A 20291-nucleotide genomic window follows, 5' to 3' on the forward strand; every position below is an offset into this window, starting at 1 on the left:
CGGCTCAGAACAGCTCGACGTTGGCGCTGTCGGCCGCCGTGGCCGGCGCAGCTTTGGCGGGCGCCGCCTCGGCCGGACGGTCGAGCAGGCGTTCGGACAGGCGGTTGCGCACCTCGCTCAAGGTGCAGCTGGCGATCATCTGGTGCGCCCAGGCCGCGGCGGGCGGCACCGCGGCATCCGGGGTCGCCGGCGTGGTCGCGACGATGGCATCGGCCAGGGAGGTCAGCGCGCCGCTGACATTGTCGAGGCGCTGCTTGGCGAGGTCCTGGAACTGCATGTCGACGATGGCGCCCGAGACTTCGCGGGTGATGCGCTCGGAGGCGATCGCGGTCTCCTGCAGCACGGTCGCGAACCGGCCGTTCTGCTCGACCAGGCACTGCATCATGGTGTTGATGCGGGCATTGGCGTCCAGGTTCTCGCGCGAGACGTCGACCTGGGCGATCTCCTGCAGCATGGCGTAGCTGTTGCCGAGACCGTGGGCGATCGAGGCGATCTGGGTGCCGATCACGCCGGCCAGCGCGTTGACCGTCTTGGCGAGCTCGCGCACCTCGTCGGCCACCACCGCGAAGCCGCGACCGGCCTCGCCGGCCCGCGCCGCCTCGATCTTGGCGTTGAGCGCGAGCAGGTTGGTCTGGCGGTTGATGGTGTTGATCTGGCCGACGCTGGCCTCGACCGACTTCAACTCCATGAACACGCCCTCGAGCGAGGACACCATGGCGACGCCGCGGCCGGACATGGTGTCGATCTTGCCGACCAGCCCGGCCAGGGTGTTGCCGAGGTCGGTGGCGATCCGGGGCAGCGGCACCGACTCGCCGCCAAGTTGGACTTCCTGGATCGAGCTGCCCAGCGTCTGCACCGTGGTGGTCTGGGCGCGGGAGGCCGCGACGATATCCTGGAAGCGACGGGACAGATCCTGGACCTTGCCTTCGACGTCGGTCGACGCCAGGCCGATTTCGGCGACCAGGGCCTCCAGCGCGCGCTGCTGCATCGTTGCCAAGTCGCAACGGGGATCGCAACGGGGATCGCCGCGGTGGCGTTGCGGTTCGGACATGGACCTTTCACTCGCCACCGACTGGTGCGTGTAATTTTGGGACATAGTTCGTCAGTACCGGGAAATCGTTTAATTTCCGTGCAGTGCGAAATGACGGTCCGATGACAGTTCTGCCGCTGCGGTTACAATGCGGAGTGTCCGTCTTTCTGGATATCTCACGATGATGTCGCGTGATGGCCTGAGAAGATCCCTCGAATTTTACCAATTACAGCATCGATCGCCTTACGTTTTCCGACGGCAATCAGACACTTCGACGGCGCTGAAGATGCGTGATACGTACTATCACTCAGTTATTGACTAGGTCTTATTTAACATCCTCACGCCATTGTCCCTTGCGTCGCACCACGCTGTGTCGCGGTGGCGGCGCAACGTGGGCGCGGGGAAGTCGATGTCGGTGGTTGACGGTTCGCAGGGAACGCATCGCGTGACCTTCGGCGGCGCGCTGACGGTTCGCCACGCCGACCAGATTCATGAGAGTTTCGTCGACGCGCTTCGCCAGCATCGCCACGTCGTGGTCGATTGCTCGCAGGCCACTCAAGTCGATCTCAGCTTCGTTCAACTGGTGCTGTCGGCCCGCCGCAGCGCCGCGGCGGCCGGCAAGCGCCTGTCGCTGGCGCAGCGCGCCTCCGGCGACCTGCTCGACGTGCTGCAACGCGCCGGCCTGGTCGCCGCCGACGGCAGCGCCCCGATTCCCGGCCAAGAGTTCTGGTTTCAGCAAGGAGGCAACTGATGGCGAAGACCGTCCTCACCGTGGATGACTCCGCGAGCATCCGGCAGATGGTCAAGCTCACCCTTGCGGGGGCCGGCTATCAGGTCGTCGAGGCCGAGGACGGCGAGCAGGGCCTCGCCGCCGCCCGCAAGGGCGGCATCGACATGGTGCTGACCGACCTCAACATGCCGCGCATGAACGGCATCGCCCTGATCCGCGAGCTGCGCCGGCTGCCGTCCTATACCGGCGTGCCGATCGTGCTGCTCACCACCGAGTCCGACGCTGAGCGCAAGCAGGAAGCCAAGGCCGCCGGCGCCACCGGCTGGATCACCAAGCCGTTCCAGCCCGACCAGTTGCTGTCGGTCACCAGAAAGGTGCTGGGCGCGTGAACACCACCGACCCGAAAGAGGTCTTCCGCCAGGAGGCGCAGGACCTCCTGGCCCAGCTCGAGGCGGCGCTGCTCGACCTGGAGTCGACGCCCGACGACGCCGCCCTGATCGACACTGCGTTTCGCGCCCTCCACACCATCAAGGGTTCGGGCGCGATGTTCGGCTTCGACGCCCTCGCCGCCTTCACCCACCACGTCGAAACCGCGTTCGACCAGGTCCGGCGCGGCGACGTGGCGCCGACCGTCGAGCTGATCGCGGTCGCCCTGCAAGCGCAGGATTTCATGCGCGTGCTGATCGAGAACCCCGGCTGCATCGACGTCGGCGACGGCGCGCTCCTGCTGTCCGCGCTAGGCCAGGCGGTCGGCGCCGGCGCATCGGCAACCGGCGCACCCCCGCCCGCTGCGGCGACCGATACACCGTCGCGCTGGCGCATCCGGATGAGGCTGCCGCGCGACGTGATGGCCACCGGCACCAACCCGCTGCTGCTGCTGGACGAGCTGTGCGCGCTGGGACCGGCGGTGGTGACCGCCTCGACCGACCACATTCCGCCGCTGGCGGAGATCGATCCCACCGGCTGCTATATTGGCTGGGAGGTGAGGCTCACCACCAGCCAGCCGCTTTCCGCCATCGAGGACGTATTCGTGTTCGTGCGCGACGAGATGGCGCTCGACATCGAACGGATCGAGTGCCCGGAGCCGGCCGAGCCTTCGGCGGAGGTGACGCCGGAGGCGAGCTGCTCGATCGTGCCGGCCGCGCCGGCTGCTGGCGCCGATGCCGCCGCGCCCCGCATCGACCCGCCCCGGACCGAACCACCGAACACTGAGGCCCGGCCGCGGGCGGCCGCCACGCCGAAGCCGGCCGGCGAGACCGCCGAGCCAGGCGAGGGCGCGCGTGCTCCGCGCGAGGTGCGCAGCGGCGCCAGCGTGCGCGTTCCGGCCGAGCGGCTCGACGAACTGATGGACCGCGTCGGCGAACTGGTGATCGCGCAGTCGCGCCTGCGCCAGATCGCCACCTCCAACGCCGATCAGCAGGTGTCGGCGGTGGCCGAGGAGATCGAGCGGCTGGTGCTGGAGCTGCGCGACACCACCATGGGCATCCGCATGGTGCCGATCGGTTCGCTGTTCGGGCGCTTCCGCCGTGTCGTCCACGATCTGTCGCACGACCTTGGCAAGGAGGTCGCGCTGGCGATGGAGGGCGAGGAGACCGAGCTCGACAAGACCGTGATCGAGCAGCTCAACGACCCGGTGGTCCACCTTATCCGCAACGCCATCGACCACGGCCTCGAAGACCCGGCGGCGCGGCTGGCTGCCGGCAAGCCGCGGGTCGGGCGCATCCTGCTGGCGGCGCGCCATGCCGGCACCGAGGTGTTGATCACCGTGCGCGACGACGGCCGCGGCCTCGACCGCGAGCGCATCCGCGCCCGCGCGGTGCAGCGCGGCCTGCTGCCGGCGACCGGCGAGATTGCCGACGCCGAGCTGTTCCAGGTGCTGTTCGAGCCGGGGTTCTCGACCGCCGAGACCGTCACCAGCCTGTCCGGCCGCGGCGTCGGCATGGACGTGGTCAAGCGCACCATCGAGGCGCTGCGTTCCAAGATCGACGTCGTCAGCCCGCCGGGCCAAGGCACCGCGGTCACGCTGCGGCTGCCGCTCACCCTCGCCATCATCGACGGGCTGCTGGTCCGCGTCGGCAGGGGCCGCTACGTGCTGCCGCTCGGCGCGGTGGAGGAGTGCGTCGAGCTCACCGCCGCCGACGATCTGCGCAGCCGCGGCCGCAGCTTCCTCAACATCCGCGACGAGCTGGTGCCGTTCCTGCGCCTGCGCGAGTTGTTCGCGGTGAACACGCCGGCGGAAGAATTCCAGAAGGTGGTGATCGTGTCGGCCGGCGATCTCAAGGTCGGGCTGGTGGTCGATCAGGTAATCGGCGACCACCAGACCGTCATCAAATCGCTGTCGAAGCTGCACGCCGACATCGAGATGTTCTCCGGCGCCACCATTCTCGGCGACGGCACGGTGGCGATGATCCTCGACGTGCCGCATCTGGTCGAGTTCGGCCAGCTCGCCGAAGAGCGCCTCAAGGCGGCCGGGTGAGGCGATGGACATGACCAAGCTGCGCAGCGACGCCCTGGAAGTTCTTACGCTCAGCCTCGATGGCCACGCCTTCGCGGTGCCGGCCTGCTACGTCCGCGAGATTCTCGACGTGGTGCCAGTTACCGAGGTGCCCGGCGCCAATCCGTTCGTCAGCGGCCTGATCAATGTACGTGGCCGCGTGGTGCCGTTCGCCGATCTGCGCCACAAGTTCGGCATGCCGATCGCACCGTCCACCATCGACACCCGCATCGTGGTGATCGAGGTCGATGTCGACGGCGATCCGACCATGATCGGCATCATTGCCGAGAAGGTGCACGAAGTCACCGAGATCGCCGCCGTTGCCATCGAGGAGACGCCGCGCATCGGCCTGACATGGCGGCGGGACTACATCGACTGCATTGCCAAACGGAACGGCGACTTCGTCGTCGTGCTCGACATCGAGGCGGTGTTCGCATCCCACCGGCGGCCAAGGCGCGAGTTCGGCGCCGACGGCAGTTCCGGGCGATCCGCCGCCTAGCCCCCGGTTTCGATTTCTCAAGGACATTCGGTCATGCGCGTCACCATCAAGCTGAAACTTGCCGCGACCTTCACCGTGATCATCCTGCTCACCGGTGCCATGGCGTGGCTCGGCATCTCCAGCCTCGGCTCGCTCAACAGCACCATGAACGAGCTGCTCAAGGGGCCGGTGCAGCGGGCGCTGATCGAGTCCGACATGCAGACCGAGGTGCTGCAAATCCTGCGGGCCGAGAAGAACATGCTGCTGGCCGAGACGCCGCAGGACGTCGCCAAGTACGACGCCGATGAGCTGGCGGCGCGTGCGCGGTTCGTCGCGCACGAAGACAAGCTGATGGCGATCGCCTCCGAGGAGGGCCGCAAGAAGATCGCGCCGCTCAATGCCGCCTGGCAGAAATGGGTGGCGGTGCAGGACCGCGTCCGCGAACTGGCCAAGGCCGGTCAGCACGCCGAGGCCAAGGCGCTGCACATGAGCCAGGGCCGGGCTCTGACCGGCGAGATCAGCAAGATCCTGCAGGAGGTCATCGACCTCAACGCCGAGTTCATGCGCCAGACCCAGGTGCAGGCCACCGAGCAATATGAGACGATGCGCGAGCTGCTGCTGCTCGCCGGCGTCCTGGTGCTGCTGATCGGCGCCGCCGCGGGCGTGTGGATCTCGATGTCGATCAGCCGCGGCCTGTCCCGCGCCGGCGCGCTCGCCAACGCGGTGGCGTCCGGCGATCTCACCCAGAAGATCGCGGTGCGCAGCAACGACGAGATCAACGATCTGGTCGAGGCGCTCAACACCATGAACGAGAAGCTGCGCGCCATCGTCGGCGAGACGCTGAACGCGGCCGAGAACGTGTCCTCCGGCAGCCAGGAGCTGTCGGCCGGTGCGGAGGAACTGTCGGCCGGCGCCACTGAGCAGGCGGCGGCGGCGGAGGAAGCCTCCTCGTCGATGGAGGAGATGGCGGCCAACATCAAGCAGAACGCCGACAACGCCGGCCAGACCGAGAAGATCGCCCGCAAGTCCTCGGCCGACGCCCAGGCCAGCGGCGAGGCGGTCAACCGCGCGGTGCAGGCGATGCAGACCATCGCCGAGAAGATCACCTTCGTTCAGGAAATCGCCCGGCAGACCGACCTGCTCGCCCTCAACGCCGCGGTGGAAGCCGCCCGCGCCGGCGAGCACGGCAAGGGCTTTGCGGTGGTGGCATCGGAGGTGCGCAAGCTCGCCGAGCGCAGCCAGGCCGCGGCCGCCGAGATCGGCGCGCTGTCCGGCCAGACCGTGACGGTGGCGCGCGAGGCCGGCGAGATGCTGGGCAAGCTGGTGCCGGACATCAGAAAGACCGCCGAACTGGTCGGGGAGATCTCCGCGGCCTGCCGCGAGCAGGACATCGGCGCCGCCCAGGTCAACCAGGCGATCCAGCAGCTCGACAAGGTGATCCAGCAGAACGCCGGCGCCGCCGAGCAGATGTCGGCCACCTCCGAGGAGCTGGCGGCCCAGGCCGAACAGCTGCAGTCCTCGATCGCGTTCTTCCGCATCGATGACGTCGGCGCTGCGCCGGCGGCCAGGGCGGCGGCGCCGCAGCTGTCGCAGCCGGGCCGGCTGCCCAAGGTGGCCAGCCCGAGCCTGGCGCCCAAGGCGGCGCGCAAGCCGGCCGCCGGCCGGGGCCGGGTGGAGGCTTCCGGCAGCAAGGGCTTCAAGCTCGACCTTGCCGGTGCCGACGCCCACGACGCCGAGTTCGAGCGCTACTGAACGCGGTGGTGGCCGAATGAGCGTCCGCCGATCCGATCGATCCAGGCGGACGCTCCAAGCTCCTGACGTGTCGTATTTCCGTCCGCAAAACCGGCTCCGACTTTTGCGGAACATGCTCTAGCGGTACAAACCCATGGCACAGCCGCTCTCCGCGCACGAGGCGCAGTTCGTCACCCTCGGCATCGACCGCGAGGTGTTCGCGGTCCCGGTCGAAGCGGTGCTGGAAATCCTCGACATGCAGCCGGTGTTCCGGGTGCCGGAGGCGCCGGCCCACATGCTCGGCCTGATCGATCTGCGCGGGCGCTCGGTGCCGGTGCTCGATCTGCGCACCAAGCTCGGGCTGCCGCGCATTCCGCCGACCGAGTCGATGCGCATCCTGGTACTGGAGGTGGTCGCCGGCGGCCGCCTGCTGGTGCTGGGCCTGGTGGCCGACCGCGTGGTCGAGGTGATCGCGCTCGGCGAGGACGAGATCGAGGCGGCGCCGGACATCGGCGTCAGCTGGCGCTCGGACTACATCCGTGGTGTCGGCCGCCGCAACGGCCAGTTCGTCATCATCTTCAATCTTGCGCGGCTGTTCGCCGACGAGGACGCCGGGTTCGCGGTGGCGGCCGAACGCGCGGTGGCGTGATCGGGCGTGTCGTCGATCAGGCCGGCGGTTCGTCGTTGGGTCGCCAAATGACCCCGTTCCGATCAAGGACGGTGCGCCGTCGCCTTGCGGCCGCTCTGGCGCCGCGGCTCTCCCGGAAAACGTGTGTGGCGCGGCGGCGGGCAGCGCAAAGTCACGCCTCGGTTTTGCGCGGGTGCGGAAGGATTGCGTCAACACACCTGCGATAGGCTGACACTCTGGAGCGCCGGTCCGGCCCATCGGATCGGCACCGCCGCCTTCGGCCGCACCGGCTGCAAGGCCGGTCGCCTGACCTCGCCCCGCGCGCCGGGGCGAGGTGGCGAGCCCGACGCCGGGGTCACGATGTGATCCTCCGGATTCCCTCGAAATCGCGCGCTTTGCGGCACTCGGGCCATGTCTGTCGACGCCTTCGACCAGCTCAGCCAGTCCGACTTTCGGCGTCTTGCCGATTTCATCCATGGCTATAGCGGCATCAAGATGCCGCCAGCCAAGAAGACCATGGTCGAGGGCCGGCTGCGCCGCCGGCTGCGCGCCACCGACACCGAAACACTGGCGGATTATTGCCGCTACGTGTTCGACCACGGCGGCCTCGCCGACGAGGCCGTCCATCTCATCGACGCCGTGACCACCAACAAGACCGACTTCTTCCGCGAGGCCGACCATTTCGGCCTGCTCGCCGACGTCGTGGTGCCGAAGCTGATCGAGCGCCGCCACGTGTCGGGCCGGACGCCGCTCAGGGCGTGGAGCGCGGCGTGCTCGGTGGGCGCGGAGCCCTACACCCTGGCGATGGTGCTGTCGGAGATCGCCCGCACCACGCCCGGCTTTCGCAGCCAGATCCTGGCCACCGACATCTGCACCGACGTGCTGGAGACCGCCACCCTCGGCATATATCCGCACGCCATGATCGAGCCGGTGCCGATGGAGCTGCGCCGCCGCTATTTGCTGCGCGCCCGCGCCGGCGCCCGCGACCGGGTGCGCATCGCGCCGGAGGTGCGCCAGATGGTGCAGTTCGGCCGCGTCAATCTGGTCGAGCCGCCCTATCCGGTCGAGCGCGACATGCACGTCGTCTTCTGCCGCAACATCCTGATCTATTTCGACAAGGCCACCCAGCGCCAGGTGCTGGAACAGCTGTGCGAGCACCTGGTGCCGGGCGGCTTTCTGTTCATCGGCCATTCGGAATCGCTGACCGGGTTCGGCTTGCCGGTGCAGCCGGTCGCCGCCACCGTGTTCGAGCGGATCTAACCGCGCCATGCCCCCGATCCGCGTGCTGATCATCGACGATTCCGCCTCGGTCCGGCAGACGCTGACCGACATCTTCAACGCCGATCCCGAGATCGAGGTGATGGCGACGGCCTCCGACCCCTACGTCGCCGCCAAGCGGCTGCAGGAAGCCGTTCCCGATGTCATCACCCTCGACGTCGAGATGCCGCGCATGGACGGCATCACCTTTCTGCGCCGCCTGATGGCGCAGCGGCCGATCCCGGTGGTGATGTGCTCCAGCCTCACCGAGGCCGGCTCGGCCACCCTGGTCGAGGCGATGGAGGCCGGCGCGGTCGACGTCGTGCTCAAGCCGCGGCTCGACACCAAGCAGGGCCTGCTCGAGGCCGGCGAGCATATCTGCGACGTGGTCAAGGCGGCGGCGCGGGCGCGGCTTGGCCGCATCCCGCTGCGCGGCAGCCACTTCGTGCAGAAGAAGCTCACCGCCGACGCCATGCTGCCGCCGCCCTCGGCCCGCGAGGCGATGGCAAAAACCACCGATACCGTGGTGTGCATCGGCGCCTCGACCGGCGGCACCGAATCGCTGCGCGTGGTGCTGGAGGCGCTGCCGGTGGACTGTCCCGGCATCGTGGTGGTGCAGCACATGCCGGAGGGCTTTACCCGCGCCTTCGCCGCGCGCCTCAACGGCCTGTGCCAGGTCGAGGTCAAGGAGGCCGCCGACGGCGACACGGTGCTGCGCGGCCGGGTGCTGATCGCGCCCGGCAACCGTCACACCCTGCTGCAGCGCTCGGGTGCCCGCTACTATGTCGCGGTCCGGGACGGGCCGCTGGTGTCGCGTCACCGGCCGTCGGTGGACGTGCTGTTCCGCTCCGCCGCGCGCTACGCCGGCGCCAATGCCGCCGGCATCATCATGACCGGCATGGGCGACGACGGTGCGCGTGGTCTCGGCGAAATGAAGGCCGCCGGCGCCCGCACCATCGCCCAGGACGAGGCGACCTCGGTGGTGTTCGGCATGCCGAGAGAGGCGATCGCGCGCGGCGCGGTCGACGCCGTGGTGCCGCTCGACCGACTGGCACGCGAAATCCTGCAGGCGAGGCCCAGATGATCCCCCAGACGATGGCGACCGTTCCCGGGGCGCCCCAGCGGGTCTATCTGATGCCCGGCACGCTGTTCTGCTCCGCCGAGCCCACCGTGGTGACCACCGTGCTCGGCTCGTGCGTGTCGGTGTGCCTGTGGCACCCGGTCCGGCGCGTCGCCGGCATCAACCATTTCCTGCTGCCGACCGGCGAGCGGTCGCTGCGTTACGGCGACATCGCCATTCCGGCGCTGGTCGATGAGATGCTGCGGCTGGGCTGCCATATCGGCGGCATCGAGGCCAAGGTGTTCGGCGGGGCCGCGGTGCTGCGCGGCGAGCGGTCCGCCCAAGACGTCGGCTCCAAGAACATCAAGATCGCGGTGGGCGAGCTCGCCCGGAATGGCATCCCGGTGGTGGCGCAGCGCACCGGCGGCCACAGCGGCCTGTCGCTGCGGTTCCTGACCGCCACCGGCGACGTGCTGGTGCGCAGCGTGGCCTAGTAGCCGCCGCGTGCGACTGGCCGCGCCTCAGCGGCCGAGCCGATCCAGCAGGCGGTCGAGCAGAAACTGCGACTTGGCGTCCGGCAGCAGGCGGAAGCGGTCCGGCCCGGCCAGCTCGGCCAGCGGCATCTCGACCACGGTGATGAACTCGTGCTCGGCGTCGAGGCCGCCGCCGCGGCCGCGCCTGCTGCCGTCGACCTCGGCCAGGAAATAGCTGACGCGTTCGGTCGAGATGCCGGGGATGGTCCACAGCGTGGCGACACGGTCCATCGTGCGCGCGGTGAGGCCGCATTCCTCCTCAAGCTCGCGCCGCGCGCAGGCTTCGGCGTCCTCGCCGGGCTCCAGGCAGCCGGCGCACGCCTCCAAAATCTCGGGCGCGCCCGAGGCCATCGCCACCGGGGCCCGGAACTGGCGCACCAGGAACACCGTGCCGCGGGCGGGGTCGTAGGGCAGCACCGCGATGGCGTCGCCGTGGTGCTCGATCTCGCGCACCAGCTCGGTGCCGTCCTCCAGCGTGTAGCGGGCGACCGAGAATTGCGCCCAGCCGTCATGGACGCGGTCGGTTCGCACCAGGCGGAAACGGGGCGGGGTGTCGGCGGTCATCGGCAGGGCTCCTCGGCGTGGTCGGTCGGGCACCATCGGGTTTCGGGGATTTCATACCGTTGCGGCCGATCAAGCCGTCGAGCCGTTTGCCTCATGCGGAGACCGCGGCCACGATTGCGGCCATGCCGGCGGGTGGCGCTCGCTCACGGCGGCGCACGCCGGCGGGCGACGGCCACCGCGGCGCCGATGCCGCAGCCGGCGGCAAGGCCGATGCCGAGCACCGCCGCGGTCGGCAGGCCCTCGGGCCGGGCGGGCGGCACCGCGGCGGCGACCAGCCGGCCGGGCGTGCCGGCGGCGGGTGGGGCCTCGCTGCGCTGGACCGGCGTGGGCGGCGGGCTGCCGGGGGCGGCCTGTTCGAGCGCGCGCAGCCGGGTCAGCGCCTCGACCGCGGCGACCACCCCGCCGCGCTGGATCTCGATTTCGACGGCCAGCGCTTGCTCGGCGGCCTCGGCGCGCTCCAGCTCCAGCCGGGCGGCGGCGGCGATCTTCTGCAGCTCGGTGCGGATCAGCCGTTCGGCGCGCTGGCGTTCCTCGCGCAGCGCCTTGATGCTGGGGTGGCGGCTGCCGAGCATCCGGGCGGCCTGGCGCTCGCGCCGGAGGGTCGCGCCGACCTGGCTGCGCAGCGCGGCGAGGGTGAGCGACTGGCGAACCTCCGGCACGCTGCCGGCATCGGCGCCGGTGCGCGTCAGGCGCTCGATTTGGGCGAGGCGGACGCGCTGCTCGGCGCTACGCACCCTGGCCAAGGCGAGGCGGGCGCGAAGCTCGGCCAGCAGCGCCTCGGTCACCCGCTGCACCGCGGCGCTGCGAGCCTCGGCCTCGGCGCGGGCTTGGTCCAGCCGGCGGTCGTCCTCGGGCGGCGGCGGCGCGGGCCGGGGTGCCGGCGTCGCGGGGCGGTGGGCCAGCACGGCGCGGGCGACGGCGTCGGCCAGCCGGGCGGCGTCGCGGCCGTCGTCGCCGACGGCGGTAATCACCACGCGGTCGCTGCTGCGGTCGACGGTGATGCGGCCGCGTAGCGCGGCGACGCCGGCCGACGCCGCCGATTTTGGGCTCAGCGCCTCGGCAAACAGCACCCGCAGCCGGTCGAGGCCCTGCACCTGGTCGGGCTCGGGCGTCAGCGCGGCGGCGACCGCGGCCAGCACCACGTCCGAGGTGGCGGCGTCCTCAGCCTCGGCGGCGGCGGCGGGCGAAGCCAGCGCCAACTCGGCGCTGGCGTGGTAGCGCGGCGGGGCCATGGCGAGCGCCGCGAGCGCGATCAGGACGCCGATCAACCCGCACACCAGCACCACGGCAAGCTGACGGAACGGCGCATCCGCCGCATCGACCCCAAACCCGTCGGCACCGTGGTTTGCCATTCGGCTCGTTCCGCTCGTCTCCGCGCCAAAGGTCATGTGGCAGCATGCGCGGCCGGCCGCGCGCCGTAAAGACGCTCGCGCCGCCTGGCAGTGCGGTTCGCGAGGTTGCCCACTGCCGGGGCGCCGGATTCGTGCCGGCCGCGCCGGCTGGTGGCGCCGCCGGTGTGGCCGACCCTTGCGTCGGGTGCTTGCCGTGGCCATATCTCGCAGATGTCGCCCCCGGCTTTCGCAAGGGAATCGGGCCGCGGCGGGCGGGGTGCCGCATGAGGCGGGCCTCGCGCTCGAAGTCGCTTCACGAGGGCTTTGAGACCATGTCCCGTGTTTCGTCCTTGTCGAGCCCGTTCCTGCTCGGCTTTGAAGAGATCGAGCGTGTCCTCGATCGCGTCACCAAGGGTGCCGACGGTTATCCGCCGTACAATATCGAGCGCCTGCCGCCCGATGACGCCGGTTGTGACCGGCTGCGCATCGTGCTGGCGGTTGCGGGCTTCACCCGCGACCAGCTCGACGTGGTGGTCGAGGACAATCAGCTCGTGATCCGCGGCCGGCAGGCCGATCTCGACGATGGACGCGTTTACCTGCACCGCGGCATTGCCGCGCGCCAGTTCCAGCGTGCGTTCGTGTTGGCCGAAGGAATCGAGGTGCTCGGCGCGGAGCTGAAGAACGGCCTTTTGGCGGTCGATCTGGTCCGGCTGGAGCCGGAACGGGTGGCGCGCCGGATCGCTATCGCGTCGGACGAGTAACCGGTCTCGACAACAACAGGAGTCGGGAATGACCTTAGACACTGACACCAACACTGCGGGCGACGAGCTGATGACACCGGAGGCCTTCGCGCTTCTGGGCGGTGGCCTGATCGCCTATGTCAAGCCGATCCGGTCCGAGGACGTGAAGGCGCTGTTTCCGCAGGCCCCCAGGATTGCGCCCGGCCGGATGCTGTTCGCGCTCCACGGCGCCGACGGCACGCCGATCATGCTGGCCGATTCGCGCGAGGCGGTGGTCGCTAACGCGATGGAAAACGAACTGCAGCCGTTCAGCGTGCATTGATCGCCGCTGTGCCGGACCTCCGAAGCCATGAGGTTCGGGGTTCCGCGGCGGGCGGAACCCCGACATCCGTACGAGAGATCCGGCCTCACGCCGTGGTCGGCTGCGGCTGGGTCAGCACGACGTAGAGTGCCTCGGCATCGCGCGAGGCCCGAAGGCGCTGGACGAGGTCGGGGTCGCGCAACAGCCGGGCCACCCGGGCCAGCGCCTTGAGGTGATCGGCGCCAGCGGTTTCCGGCGCCAGCAGCAGGAAGATCAGGTCGACCGGCTCGCCGTCGAGCGCCTCGAAATCGATCGGCTTGTCCAGGCGTGCGAACAGCCCGACCAGCCGGTCCAGCTTCGCCATCTTGCCATGCGGGATGGCGATGCCGTTGCCGACGCCGGTCGAGCCCAGCCGTTCGCGTTGCTGCAGCGTTTCGAAGATCTCGCGCTCGCCGCGGCCCGTCAGCTGGGCCGCGCGCTCGGCGAGTTCCTGCAGCGCTTGCTTCTTGGAATTGACCCGAAGGGCGGGCCACACCGCATTCGGCGCGACAAGATCGCTTAGCGGCATGGCCGGCTCGGACGTAAAAGGCGCGGGGTCATGATACCAACCCACCGGCAATTGCGGCGGACGATAGGCCCGGCATGATCGCGGGTCAATGGGACTCTGCCGGGGGGTCGATCCACCCAATATTACCGTCGGCCCGCCGGTAGACCACGTTGATCCGGCCCGAGGTGGCGTGGCGGAAGATCACCACCGGCGCGCCGGTGAGGTCGAGTTCGGACACCGCCTCGGCAACCGAGATCTGGCCGAAGCCGGTCGTGGTCTCTGCCACCACCACGGGGTGATCGCCGTCAGGCCCGGTATCGACGTCGACGTCGTCGTCCTCCGGCGGCGCCTGCAGCACGTACATCGGCGCGGTCGGCACCGCACGTTCGCCGCCATGGTCCTCACGCAGCTTGCGCTTGTAGCGGCGCAGCCGCTTCTCGATCCGCTCGCAGGCGAGGTCGCAGCTCTGGTAGGCGTCGGCGGCGGTGGCGTGCGATTGCAGTTCCACGCCCGACGACAGGTGCAAGATGCAGTCCGTCCGGAAGAAGGTGCCTTCGCGCTCCACGATGGCGCGGCCGGACCAGCCGCGGTCGAAGAACTTCTCGATCGCCTCTGCGATGCGCGCCTCGATGCGGGTGCGCAGGGCCTCGCCGATGTCGAGGTTCTTGCCGGACACTCTCAAAGTCATTTTTTTGTCTCCAAGGCCACGCCACCGGGGCGAGGGGTCCGATGGTCAGATCTGATTTAGCCCACATTTGGCAGAAGAGGAATCCGGATGCGCCGGGGCAGTCAGGATGAGGCGGCGGCTGCCTGCTTCTCCCGCCGCCGTTGGACCGAGGAGGGAATCCGCATTCCTTCCCGGTACTTGGCGACGGTGCGGCGGGCGATGTCGATGCCCGCCTCGCGTAGCCGCTTGACGATGGTGTCGTCGGACAGGACGTCGGCCGCGCTTTCGGCGTCGATCATCTGCTTGATTCGGTGCCGCACCGCCTCGGCGGAATGGGCGTCGCCGCCATTGGCATTGGCGATCGCCGAGGTGAAGAAATACTTCATTTCGAAGATGCCGCGCGGCGTCGCCATGTATTTGTTGGAGGTCACGCGCGACACCGTCGATTCGTGCATGGAAATCGCGTCGGCGACGGTCTTGAGCACCAGCGGCCGCAGGTGCTCGACGCCGTGGGCGAGAAAGGCATCCTGCTGGCGGGTGATCTCCATCGCCACCTTGAGGATGGTCTTGGCGCGCTGGTCGAGCGCGCGGGTCAGCCAGGTCGCGGTCTGCAAGCAGTCGGCAAGAAAGGTCTTGTCCTTGGTGTCCTTCGCCGCGGGCGCGACGCGGCCGAAATAGCTCTGGTTGATCAAGACGCGCGGCAAGGTGTCGGTGTTGAGGTCGACCTGCCAGCCGCCATCCGACGCCGGCCGCACGAACACGTCGGGCACGATCGGCGTCACCGGGCCGCCGCCGAGCGCCAGCCCCGGCTTGGGGTCGAGCCGCTTGATCTCGGCCACCATGTCGGCGAGGTCCTCGTCGTCGATGCCGCACAGCTTCTTCAGCGCGGCGAAGTCGCGCCTGGCCAGCAGCGGCAGGTTGGCGACCAGCGCTGCCATCGCCGGGTCGAAGCGGTCGCGCTCCTTGAGCTGCAAAGCGAGGCACTCGGCCAGCGAGCGTGCCGCTACTCCGGACGGATCGAAGGTCTGGATCACCGCAAGCACGCTCTCCACCGTCTCCAGCGGGGCGCCGAGCTTGTCTGCCACCTCGGCAAGGTCGGCGGTGAGGTAGCCGGCGTCGTCGACGAGGTCGATCAGGTACTGGCCGATCAGCCGCCGCTTGGGCTCGGTCTCGGCCAGCGCAAGCTGCTCGGCGAGGTGGTCGGCAAGGCTCGATGTGGCGGAGACGTAGGCGTCGAGGTTGGAATCCTCCTCAAGCCGGCCGCCGGAGCCGACCGAGGCCCACTCCGAATAGCCGACTGGCTCGGTGGCGGCGTGGGCCGGCTCGGCCGGCCCGTCGTCCTGGAACACGTTGCCGAGGTCGGTGTCGAGCCGGGCCTCGATCGCCTCGCGCGAGCCCAGCGGCTCCTCCAGCCAGTCGCCGGTGCGCTGCTCGTCATGGCTGGGCGGCGGCTCGGGCTCGCCGCTGGCGGCGTCGGTCGGGGAGGAAAAATCGGGCTCATCGGCGCGTTCGAGCAGCGGGTTGCGCTCCAGCTCGGCGTCGACATAGGCGGACAGGTCGAGATGGGACAGCTGCAGAAGCTTGATCGCCTGCATCAGCTGCGGCGTCATCACCAGCGACTGGCTCTGGCGAAGTTCGAGCTTTTGCGAAAGCGCCATTGCGGTACCGGCCTTCAGGACTCAAACGGGCGGAAGCTGGTACGAACCTTGCTTTGCCACCCGCCTGTTAAAGCCTGAATTCCTCACCGAGGTAAAGCCTGCGGACATCCGGACTCGACACAATGTCGTCGGCGGAGCCTTCCATCAGCACTTCGCCGGAGTGGATGATGTAGGCGCGGTCGATCAGGCCGAGCGTTTCGCGCACATTGTGGTCGGTGATCAAGACGCCGATACCGCGGTGGGTGAGGTGGCGCACCAGGGCCTGGATGTCGCCGACCGCGATCGGGTCGATGCCGGCGAACGGCTCGTCGAGCAGCATGAACGAGGGGCGGGTGGCCAGCGCCCGGGCAATCTCGCAGCGGCGGCGCTCGCCGCCGGACAGCGCGATCGAGGGTGACTTGCGCAGGCGGGCGATGCCGAACTCGTCGAGCAGGGCGTCGAGTTCCTCCTCGCGCTTCTTGCGGTTGGGCTCGACCACCTCCAGCACGGCGCGGATGTTGTCCTCGACATTGAGGCCGCGGAAGATGGACGGCTCCTGCGGCAGATAGCCGATGCCGAGCCGGGCTCTGCGGTACATCGGCATGGCGGTGATGTCATAGCCGTGCAGGAAGATGCGGCCGGTGTCGGCCTTCACCAACCCGGTGGTCATGTAGAACACCGTGGTCTTGCCGGCGCCGTTGGGGCCGAGCAGGCCGACCGCCTCGCCCTCGCGGACGTAGAGCGACACGCCGCGCACCACCTTGCGGCCGCGATAGCTCTTCTCGACCGCGTCGACCATCAGCACGCCGTCGAACCCGTCGAGCTTGGCGGCGGATTTGCGCGAGGATTTGGTCGCGGGTTTGGCTGCGGTCTTGGGAGCGGTCTTGGCCTCGGCCCTGTCGCGGGCCGCCGGCTGGGGTTCGCGGGTCGCCGGCTGGGTCAGATCGTCGGCGATATCGTCGTCGTACGCCTCGCCGTAGGCCGGGGTGGCATGGCGGGGCTGCCGCGCCGGGCTGCCCTGGCTGCTCCGGCCGGAGCCCTGCTCGTAGCCGTGGGCATCGCGCGCGTAGCCTTGGCCGTGGTCCTGGCCGTGGTCCTGGCCATAACTCTGCCCGCGCGGCTGGGCGGGCGGTGGGGCGGCGCGGCCGGCAGCGTCGTCGAAATACGGCAGGTCCGGCTCCAGCCAGCCAAAATCGGTGACCGGCGCCGGCTTCGAGGCTTCGCGGGGCAGCTGCATCGGCACGGCGTCCGACCACGGCGGGCTTTCCGGCCCGCTTAAGTCCTCGTCGAGGCGGTAGGTGTAAAGATCGTCCGTCGCCGGGGCGGTCTTCGCCTCAGACGGCCGTCTCTGCAACAACTTGTCGATCAGCTTGCGCACGCACCACACCTTACGGGGTCGACCCGGCCCGGGTTGCCCGGGCGGGACGACGAGAGGCAATGTCGGGGCGGGTCAGTTGCCCCGCAACGGCATCGGCGACACCGGCGCCCGCGGGGGCTTGGGGTCGGTCTTGGAATCGCCCTTGGACTCCGCCTTGGCGTCGCCCTTGTCGGACTTCTCGCTGCCCGGCACGAACAGGCCCTGGACCCGGCCGGAACCACCTTTGCCAGCTTCGATGCGCGAGACGCCGGAATTGAGGTCGACCACCAGACGCTCGCCGCGCAGCACGTTCGGCCCTTGCATCAGCACCACGTTGCCCGACAGCGTGACGGTGTTCTTTTTCATCTCGAACAGGCCGTTGTCGCCGGTCGCGGTCTGCTCGCGGGTGTTCACGATCACCCCGCCGCTGGCTTCGAGCCGCTCGATCTGCCGCGGCGCCACGCCCTCGGTGGCGGTCTTGGCCGCCTGGCTCTTGTCCGCTTGGCCTTTGGCCGCCTGGCCCTTGGCCTGGCCTTTATCCTGCCCCTTGTCGGCATCGAGATTGTAGTGGATCACCAACTGCTTGGAGCGCATGGTGGTGTCACCCTGCTGCACCACCACATTGCCGGTGAACACGGCGGTGCGGTCGCGGTCGCGCACCTCCAGGCTGGCTGCCTCCACCCGAACCGGCTGGTCGCGGTTCTTGGCGAAGCCCTGTAGCGCGTTGGGAACGTTGCCCTGCTGGGCCCCGGCGGGCGCGGCCAAAGACGCCGCGGCGAGGACGATCGGAATCAGGACGCGCGGCATCAGGACGCGTTTCATGGACGGGCTCCCGCATCGGCGGCAGGCGTGCCGTCCGATTGCGGCAGCTTCACGTTCAACACCACGTTTCCGTCGAACCGCACCATCTGGTCTTTGTTGAAGAGCTTCATGGTGTCGGCCCGGAGGTCGCCTTGCAGGAATTTCAGATCGACCGGTCGCGGCGACACCACGGTGCCGGCCTTGACGTCGACGTGGGCCTCGGTCAGGTGGCCCTCATAGCCCTGGCTCGACCTGATGAAGATGCCGCGGCTGAGCGTCAAGAGTTCGGTCTTGGCATCGAGCTGGCCGTGCTCGGCGGTCATGTCGATGCGGCCCTCCGTAAGCTCAATCCTGGCTTGAATCTCGTCGAGGTCCACCACGTAGGGGTGGGTGATGTCCTGCTGCGCCCGCTTGGCGGTGACCTCGTAGGCGCGGTTTTCCTTGGTGAAGCCGGCGAGGCGGGGCGCTTCCATCGTCAGCTTGTTGCCGGTCAGCACCAGTCGGCCGAAATCGCCGAGCGGCACCGTCAGCGAGATCGAGCGGATCGCCGAAAACAGCAGCGGCGCCAGGATGGCGATGATCGCGACCATTGGCACGGCCACGCGCAGGAAGCGCACCCGGCGGCTGTGGCGGAGCGCGCGGCGGAACACGGTGTCGAGGTCGCCGCGCGGCTCGAATACCGCGTCGAGCTGCGTCCCCGGCGTCCGCGGAGCGGTCGTGTGCGGCATCGTCATGCGCCTTGCGTTGCCCACATCCATCTCGCCTGAGGTCGACCCGGAATCCGGGACTTCGAGCTCTTGGAGCGTCCGCCGACCCGATTGCACCAGGCGGTCGCTCTAAGTCTTTGAATTACGCATTCTCATTCGCAAAACCGGTTTCGACTTTTGCGGAGACTGCTCTGGCCCAAGACCTTGGACCCCCTGGCCAGGACCTTGAAACCCTGGCCAGGGCCTCGGCCCCAGACGCCGAGGCCGGGCCTTCCGTGTTGCGGTCGCCGCCCGGCACGATCTGTGGTTGCGGGGCGAGACATCTTACCCGACGTTGGCGCGGACGTCTGCCGTCGCCGGCGTCCGGCAGCGGTCAAGAATGCGCGAAGATGTCCTGCTCGGCCCAGCCGGCGAGGTCGAGCCGCGACCGCGTCGGCAGGAAACGGAAGCAGGCCTGTGCCAGCTCGGTGCGTCCCTCGCGGGCCAGCAGCACGTCGAGCTTGTTCTTCAGCGCGTGCAGATGCAGCACGTCGGAGGCGGCGTAGGCGATCTGCGGGTCGGTCAAGGTGGCGGCGCCCCAGTCCGAACTCTGCTGCTGCTTCGATACGTCGATGCCGAGCATGTCGCGGACGAGGTCCTTGAGGCCGTGCTTGTCGGTGTAGGTGCGGACCAGGCGCGAGGCGATCTTGGTGCAGTAGACCGGCTCGGGCATGATGCCGAAGGCGTGCTCGATCGCGGCGAGGTCGAAGCGGGCGAAGTGGAAGATCTTCAGCACGCGCGGGTCGGCCAGCAGGCGGATCAGGTTTTCCGGCTTGGGCGCACCCGGCGGGATCTGCACCACGTCGGCGCTGCCGTCGCCGGGCGAAAGCTGCACCACGCACAGCCGGTCGCGGTGGGGCAGCAGCCCCATGGTCTCGGTGTCGACGGCCACGGACGAACCGTAATGCGACAGATCCGGCAGATCGCCGCGGTGAAAACGCAAGGTCATTCAGCACACACACCAGGGAGGGCGCCGGCTCGGCGCACGCTCCCGAAGGGAGAAAGATGGCTGGGGAAGCGTAGCCGCTTTCCCTAGCGTATTGAAATATCGGGCAAATTCAAACTTCACCCGGCTGCGGTTTACCAGTCCCGCCGCCGCCGGGCAAGGGGCCGGGCCAAGGACCGGGGATACCACGCTGCCGCGGCGGAGCGCCGTGCGGCCGGCCGGCGCGTGCCGGCCGCCGCCGAATCCGGCCGCTCGGCATCGGGCCGAGCACGGGCCGGGGCTCTCCACGGCCTTGATTTCAGCCGTGTTTGGGATGCGGCTGCCGGCGCGGGCCGGATTGCGCCGCCGGGCCGGCCCGGCGGCGATGGCAGGCGCAACGATCAGGGTTGCGCCCGGCGGCAGCATACGGTCTGCGGTTGACCGCGTCGGGACCAGCGGAAACAACCTCGCCGAAATTCCTTGATCAGAGATTTTCGCGACAGGACGGCGAAACTGCGGCCTGATCGGCCGGATTTCGTATCGGTTGGCCACCGGGAGAACCGACCCGCCGAACATGAAACCGCCGGTCGTTCCGGGCGAAGCGAAGCTGAGACTCCGAACCCATGATCCGCGACGTTTCGGGCAACGGCAGTGCGAGCGATGCCGCGCAGCTAGGGGTGATGCGGACGACGGCAAGCCTCGCGGATCATGGGTCCGATCGCGCGGCTTTGCCG

General features: G+C 69.2%; 21 protein-coding genes. 11 read left to right on the forward strand and 10 right to left on the reverse strand.

Going from position 1 to position 20291, the window contains the following annotated elements; all coding sequences use genetic code 11:
* Positions 1-4: 4 nt before the first annotated feature.
* Positions 5-1051, reverse strand: a complete 1047-nt coding sequence (locus BVIR_RS02450) for a methyl-accepting chemotaxis protein (protein WP_145911892.1) — start codon at positions 1049-1051, stop codon at positions 5-7.
* 388 nt (positions 1052-1439) lie between these two features.
* Here BVIR_RS02450 and BVIR_RS02455 point away from each other — a divergent pair, with 388 nt between their 5' ends.
* From BVIR_RS02455 to BVIR_RS02495, 9 genes are all read left to right on the forward strand, one after another.
* Positions 1440-1781: an STAS domain-containing protein gene (locus tag BVIR_RS02455; protein WP_060832936.1), complete on the forward strand. Its 342-nt coding sequence runs from the start codon at positions 1440-1442 to the stop codon at positions 1779-1781.
* Complete coding sequence (locus BVIR_RS02460; RefSeq protein ID WP_055036284.1) at positions 1781-2149, forward strand: response regulator; 369 nt, start codon at positions 1781-1783, stop codon at positions 2147-2149. The genes BVIR_RS02455 and BVIR_RS02460 overlap by 1 nt, the downstream gene beginning before the upstream one ends.
* Complete coding sequence (locus tag BVIR_RS02465) at positions 2146-4236, forward strand: chemotaxis protein CheA (protein ID WP_055036285.1); 2091 nt, start codon at positions 2146-2148, stop codon at positions 4234-4236. Before BVIR_RS02460 ends, BVIR_RS02465 begins: the two co-directional genes overlap by 4 nt.
* A gap of 10 nt (positions 4237-4246) precedes the next feature.
* Complete coding sequence (locus BVIR_RS02470; RefSeq protein ID WP_055036286.1) at positions 4247-4753, forward strand: chemotaxis protein CheW; 507 nt, start codon at positions 4247-4249, stop codon at positions 4751-4753.
* Between the two features lie 33 nt (positions 4754-4786).
* Entirely contained in the window at positions 4787-6484 is a 1698-nt protein-coding gene (locus BVIR_RS02475) for a methyl-accepting chemotaxis protein (protein ID WP_055036287.1), read from the forward strand.
* A 133-nt stretch (positions 6485-6617) separates the two neighbouring features.
* On the forward strand, positions 6618-7112 hold the full coding sequence (locus BVIR_RS02480) for a chemotaxis protein CheW (RefSeq protein WP_055036288.1): 495 nt from the start codon (positions 6618-6620) through the stop codon (positions 7110-7112).
* 390 nt (positions 7113-7502) lie between these two features.
* Complete coding sequence (locus BVIR_RS02485) at positions 7503-8351, forward strand: CheR family methyltransferase (RefSeq protein ID WP_055036289.1); 849 nt, start codon at positions 7503-7505, stop codon at positions 8349-8351.
* Positions 8352-8358: 7 nt separating this feature from the next.
* Positions 8359-9432, forward strand: a complete 1074-nt coding sequence (locus tag BVIR_RS02490; protein WP_055036290.1) for a protein-glutamate methylesterase/protein-glutamine glutaminase — start codon at positions 8359-8361, stop codon at positions 9430-9432.
* Positions 9429-9902, forward strand: a complete 474-nt coding sequence (locus BVIR_RS02495) for a chemotaxis protein CheD (RefSeq protein ID WP_055036291.1) — start codon at positions 9429-9431, stop codon at positions 9900-9902. The genes BVIR_RS02490 and BVIR_RS02495 overlap by 4 nt, the downstream gene beginning before the upstream one ends.
* A 27-nt stretch (positions 9903-9929) precedes the next feature.
* Here the strand turns inward: BVIR_RS02495 and BVIR_RS02500 are convergent, their stop codons facing one another.
* Both BVIR_RS02500 and BVIR_RS02505 read right to left on the reverse strand, forming a co-directional pair.
* Positions 9930-10505 (reverse strand): NUDIX domain-containing protein, encoded by a 576-nt coding sequence (locus tag BVIR_RS02500; RefSeq protein WP_055036292.1) that lies wholly within the window; start codon positions 10503-10505, stop codon positions 9930-9932.
* Between the two features lie 143 nt (positions 10506-10648).
* A complete protein-coding gene (locus BVIR_RS02505) occupies positions 10649-11857 on the reverse strand; it encodes a GumC domain-containing protein (RefSeq protein WP_055036293.1) in 1209 nt (402 codons plus the stop codon).
* Positions 11858-12168: 311 nt separating this feature from the next.
* On the opposite strand from BVIR_RS02505, the gene BVIR_RS02510 reads away from it, so the two are divergent.
* Both BVIR_RS02510 and BVIR_RS02515 read left to right on the forward strand, forming a co-directional pair.
* On the forward strand, positions 12169-12597 hold the full coding sequence (locus BVIR_RS02510) for an Hsp20 family protein (protein ID WP_055038621.1): 429 nt from the start codon (positions 12169-12171) through the stop codon (positions 12595-12597).
* Between the two features lie 28 nt (positions 12598-12625).
* Positions 12626-12898 (forward strand): BQ00720 family protein, encoded by a 273-nt coding sequence (locus tag BVIR_RS02515; protein WP_055036294.1) that lies wholly within the window; start codon positions 12626-12628, stop codon positions 12896-12898.
* Positions 12899-12983: 85 nt separating this feature from the next.
* Here BVIR_RS02515 and ptsN read toward each other — a convergent pair whose 3' ends face one another.
* From ptsN to BVIR_RS02550, 7 genes are all read right to left on the reverse strand, one after another.
* Positions 12984-13445: a PTS IIA-like nitrogen regulatory protein PtsN gene (gene ptsN, locus BVIR_RS02520; protein WP_055036295.1), complete on the reverse strand. Its 462-nt coding sequence runs from the start codon at positions 13443-13445 to the stop codon at positions 12984-12986.
* An 85-nt stretch (positions 13446-13530) separates the two neighbouring features.
* On the reverse strand, positions 13531-14112 hold the full coding sequence (gene hpf / locus BVIR_RS02525; protein ID WP_055036296.1) for a ribosome hibernation-promoting factor, HPF/YfiA family: 582 nt from the start codon (positions 14110-14112) through the stop codon (positions 13531-13533).
* Between the two features lie 101 nt (positions 14113-14213).
* Positions 14214-15749, reverse strand: a complete 1536-nt coding sequence (gene rpoN, locus BVIR_RS02530; RefSeq protein WP_055036297.1) for an RNA polymerase factor sigma-54 — start codon at positions 15747-15749, stop codon at positions 14214-14216.
* A gap of 67 nt (positions 15750-15816) precedes the next feature.
* Entirely contained in the window at positions 15817-16911 is a 1095-nt protein-coding gene (gene lptB, locus BVIR_RS02535) for an LPS export ABC transporter ATP-binding protein (protein WP_417852049.1), read from the reverse strand.
* A 267-nt stretch (positions 16912-17178) separates the two neighbouring features.
* A complete protein-coding gene (locus BVIR_RS02540; RefSeq protein WP_055036298.1) occupies positions 17179-17907 on the reverse strand; it encodes an LptA/OstA family protein in 729 nt (242 codons plus the stop codon).
* A complete protein-coding gene (locus BVIR_RS02545) occupies positions 17904-18614 on the reverse strand; it encodes an LPS export ABC transporter periplasmic protein LptC (protein ID WP_145911890.1) in 711 nt (236 codons plus the stop codon). Before BVIR_RS02545 ends, BVIR_RS02540 begins: the two co-directional genes overlap by 4 nt.
* 352 nt (positions 18615-18966) lie before the next feature.
* Complete coding sequence (locus BVIR_RS02550) at positions 18967-19581, reverse strand: ribonuclease D (protein WP_055036299.1); 615 nt, start codon at positions 19579-19581, stop codon at positions 18967-18969.
* Between the last annotated feature and the right edge of the window lie 710 nt (positions 19582-20291).

Source organism: Blastochloris viridis (assembly GCF_001402875.1).
In the GTDB taxonomy this organism is placed as follows: Bacteria; Pseudomonadota; Alphaproteobacteria; order Rhizobiales; family Xanthobacteraceae; genus Blastochloris; species Blastochloris viridis.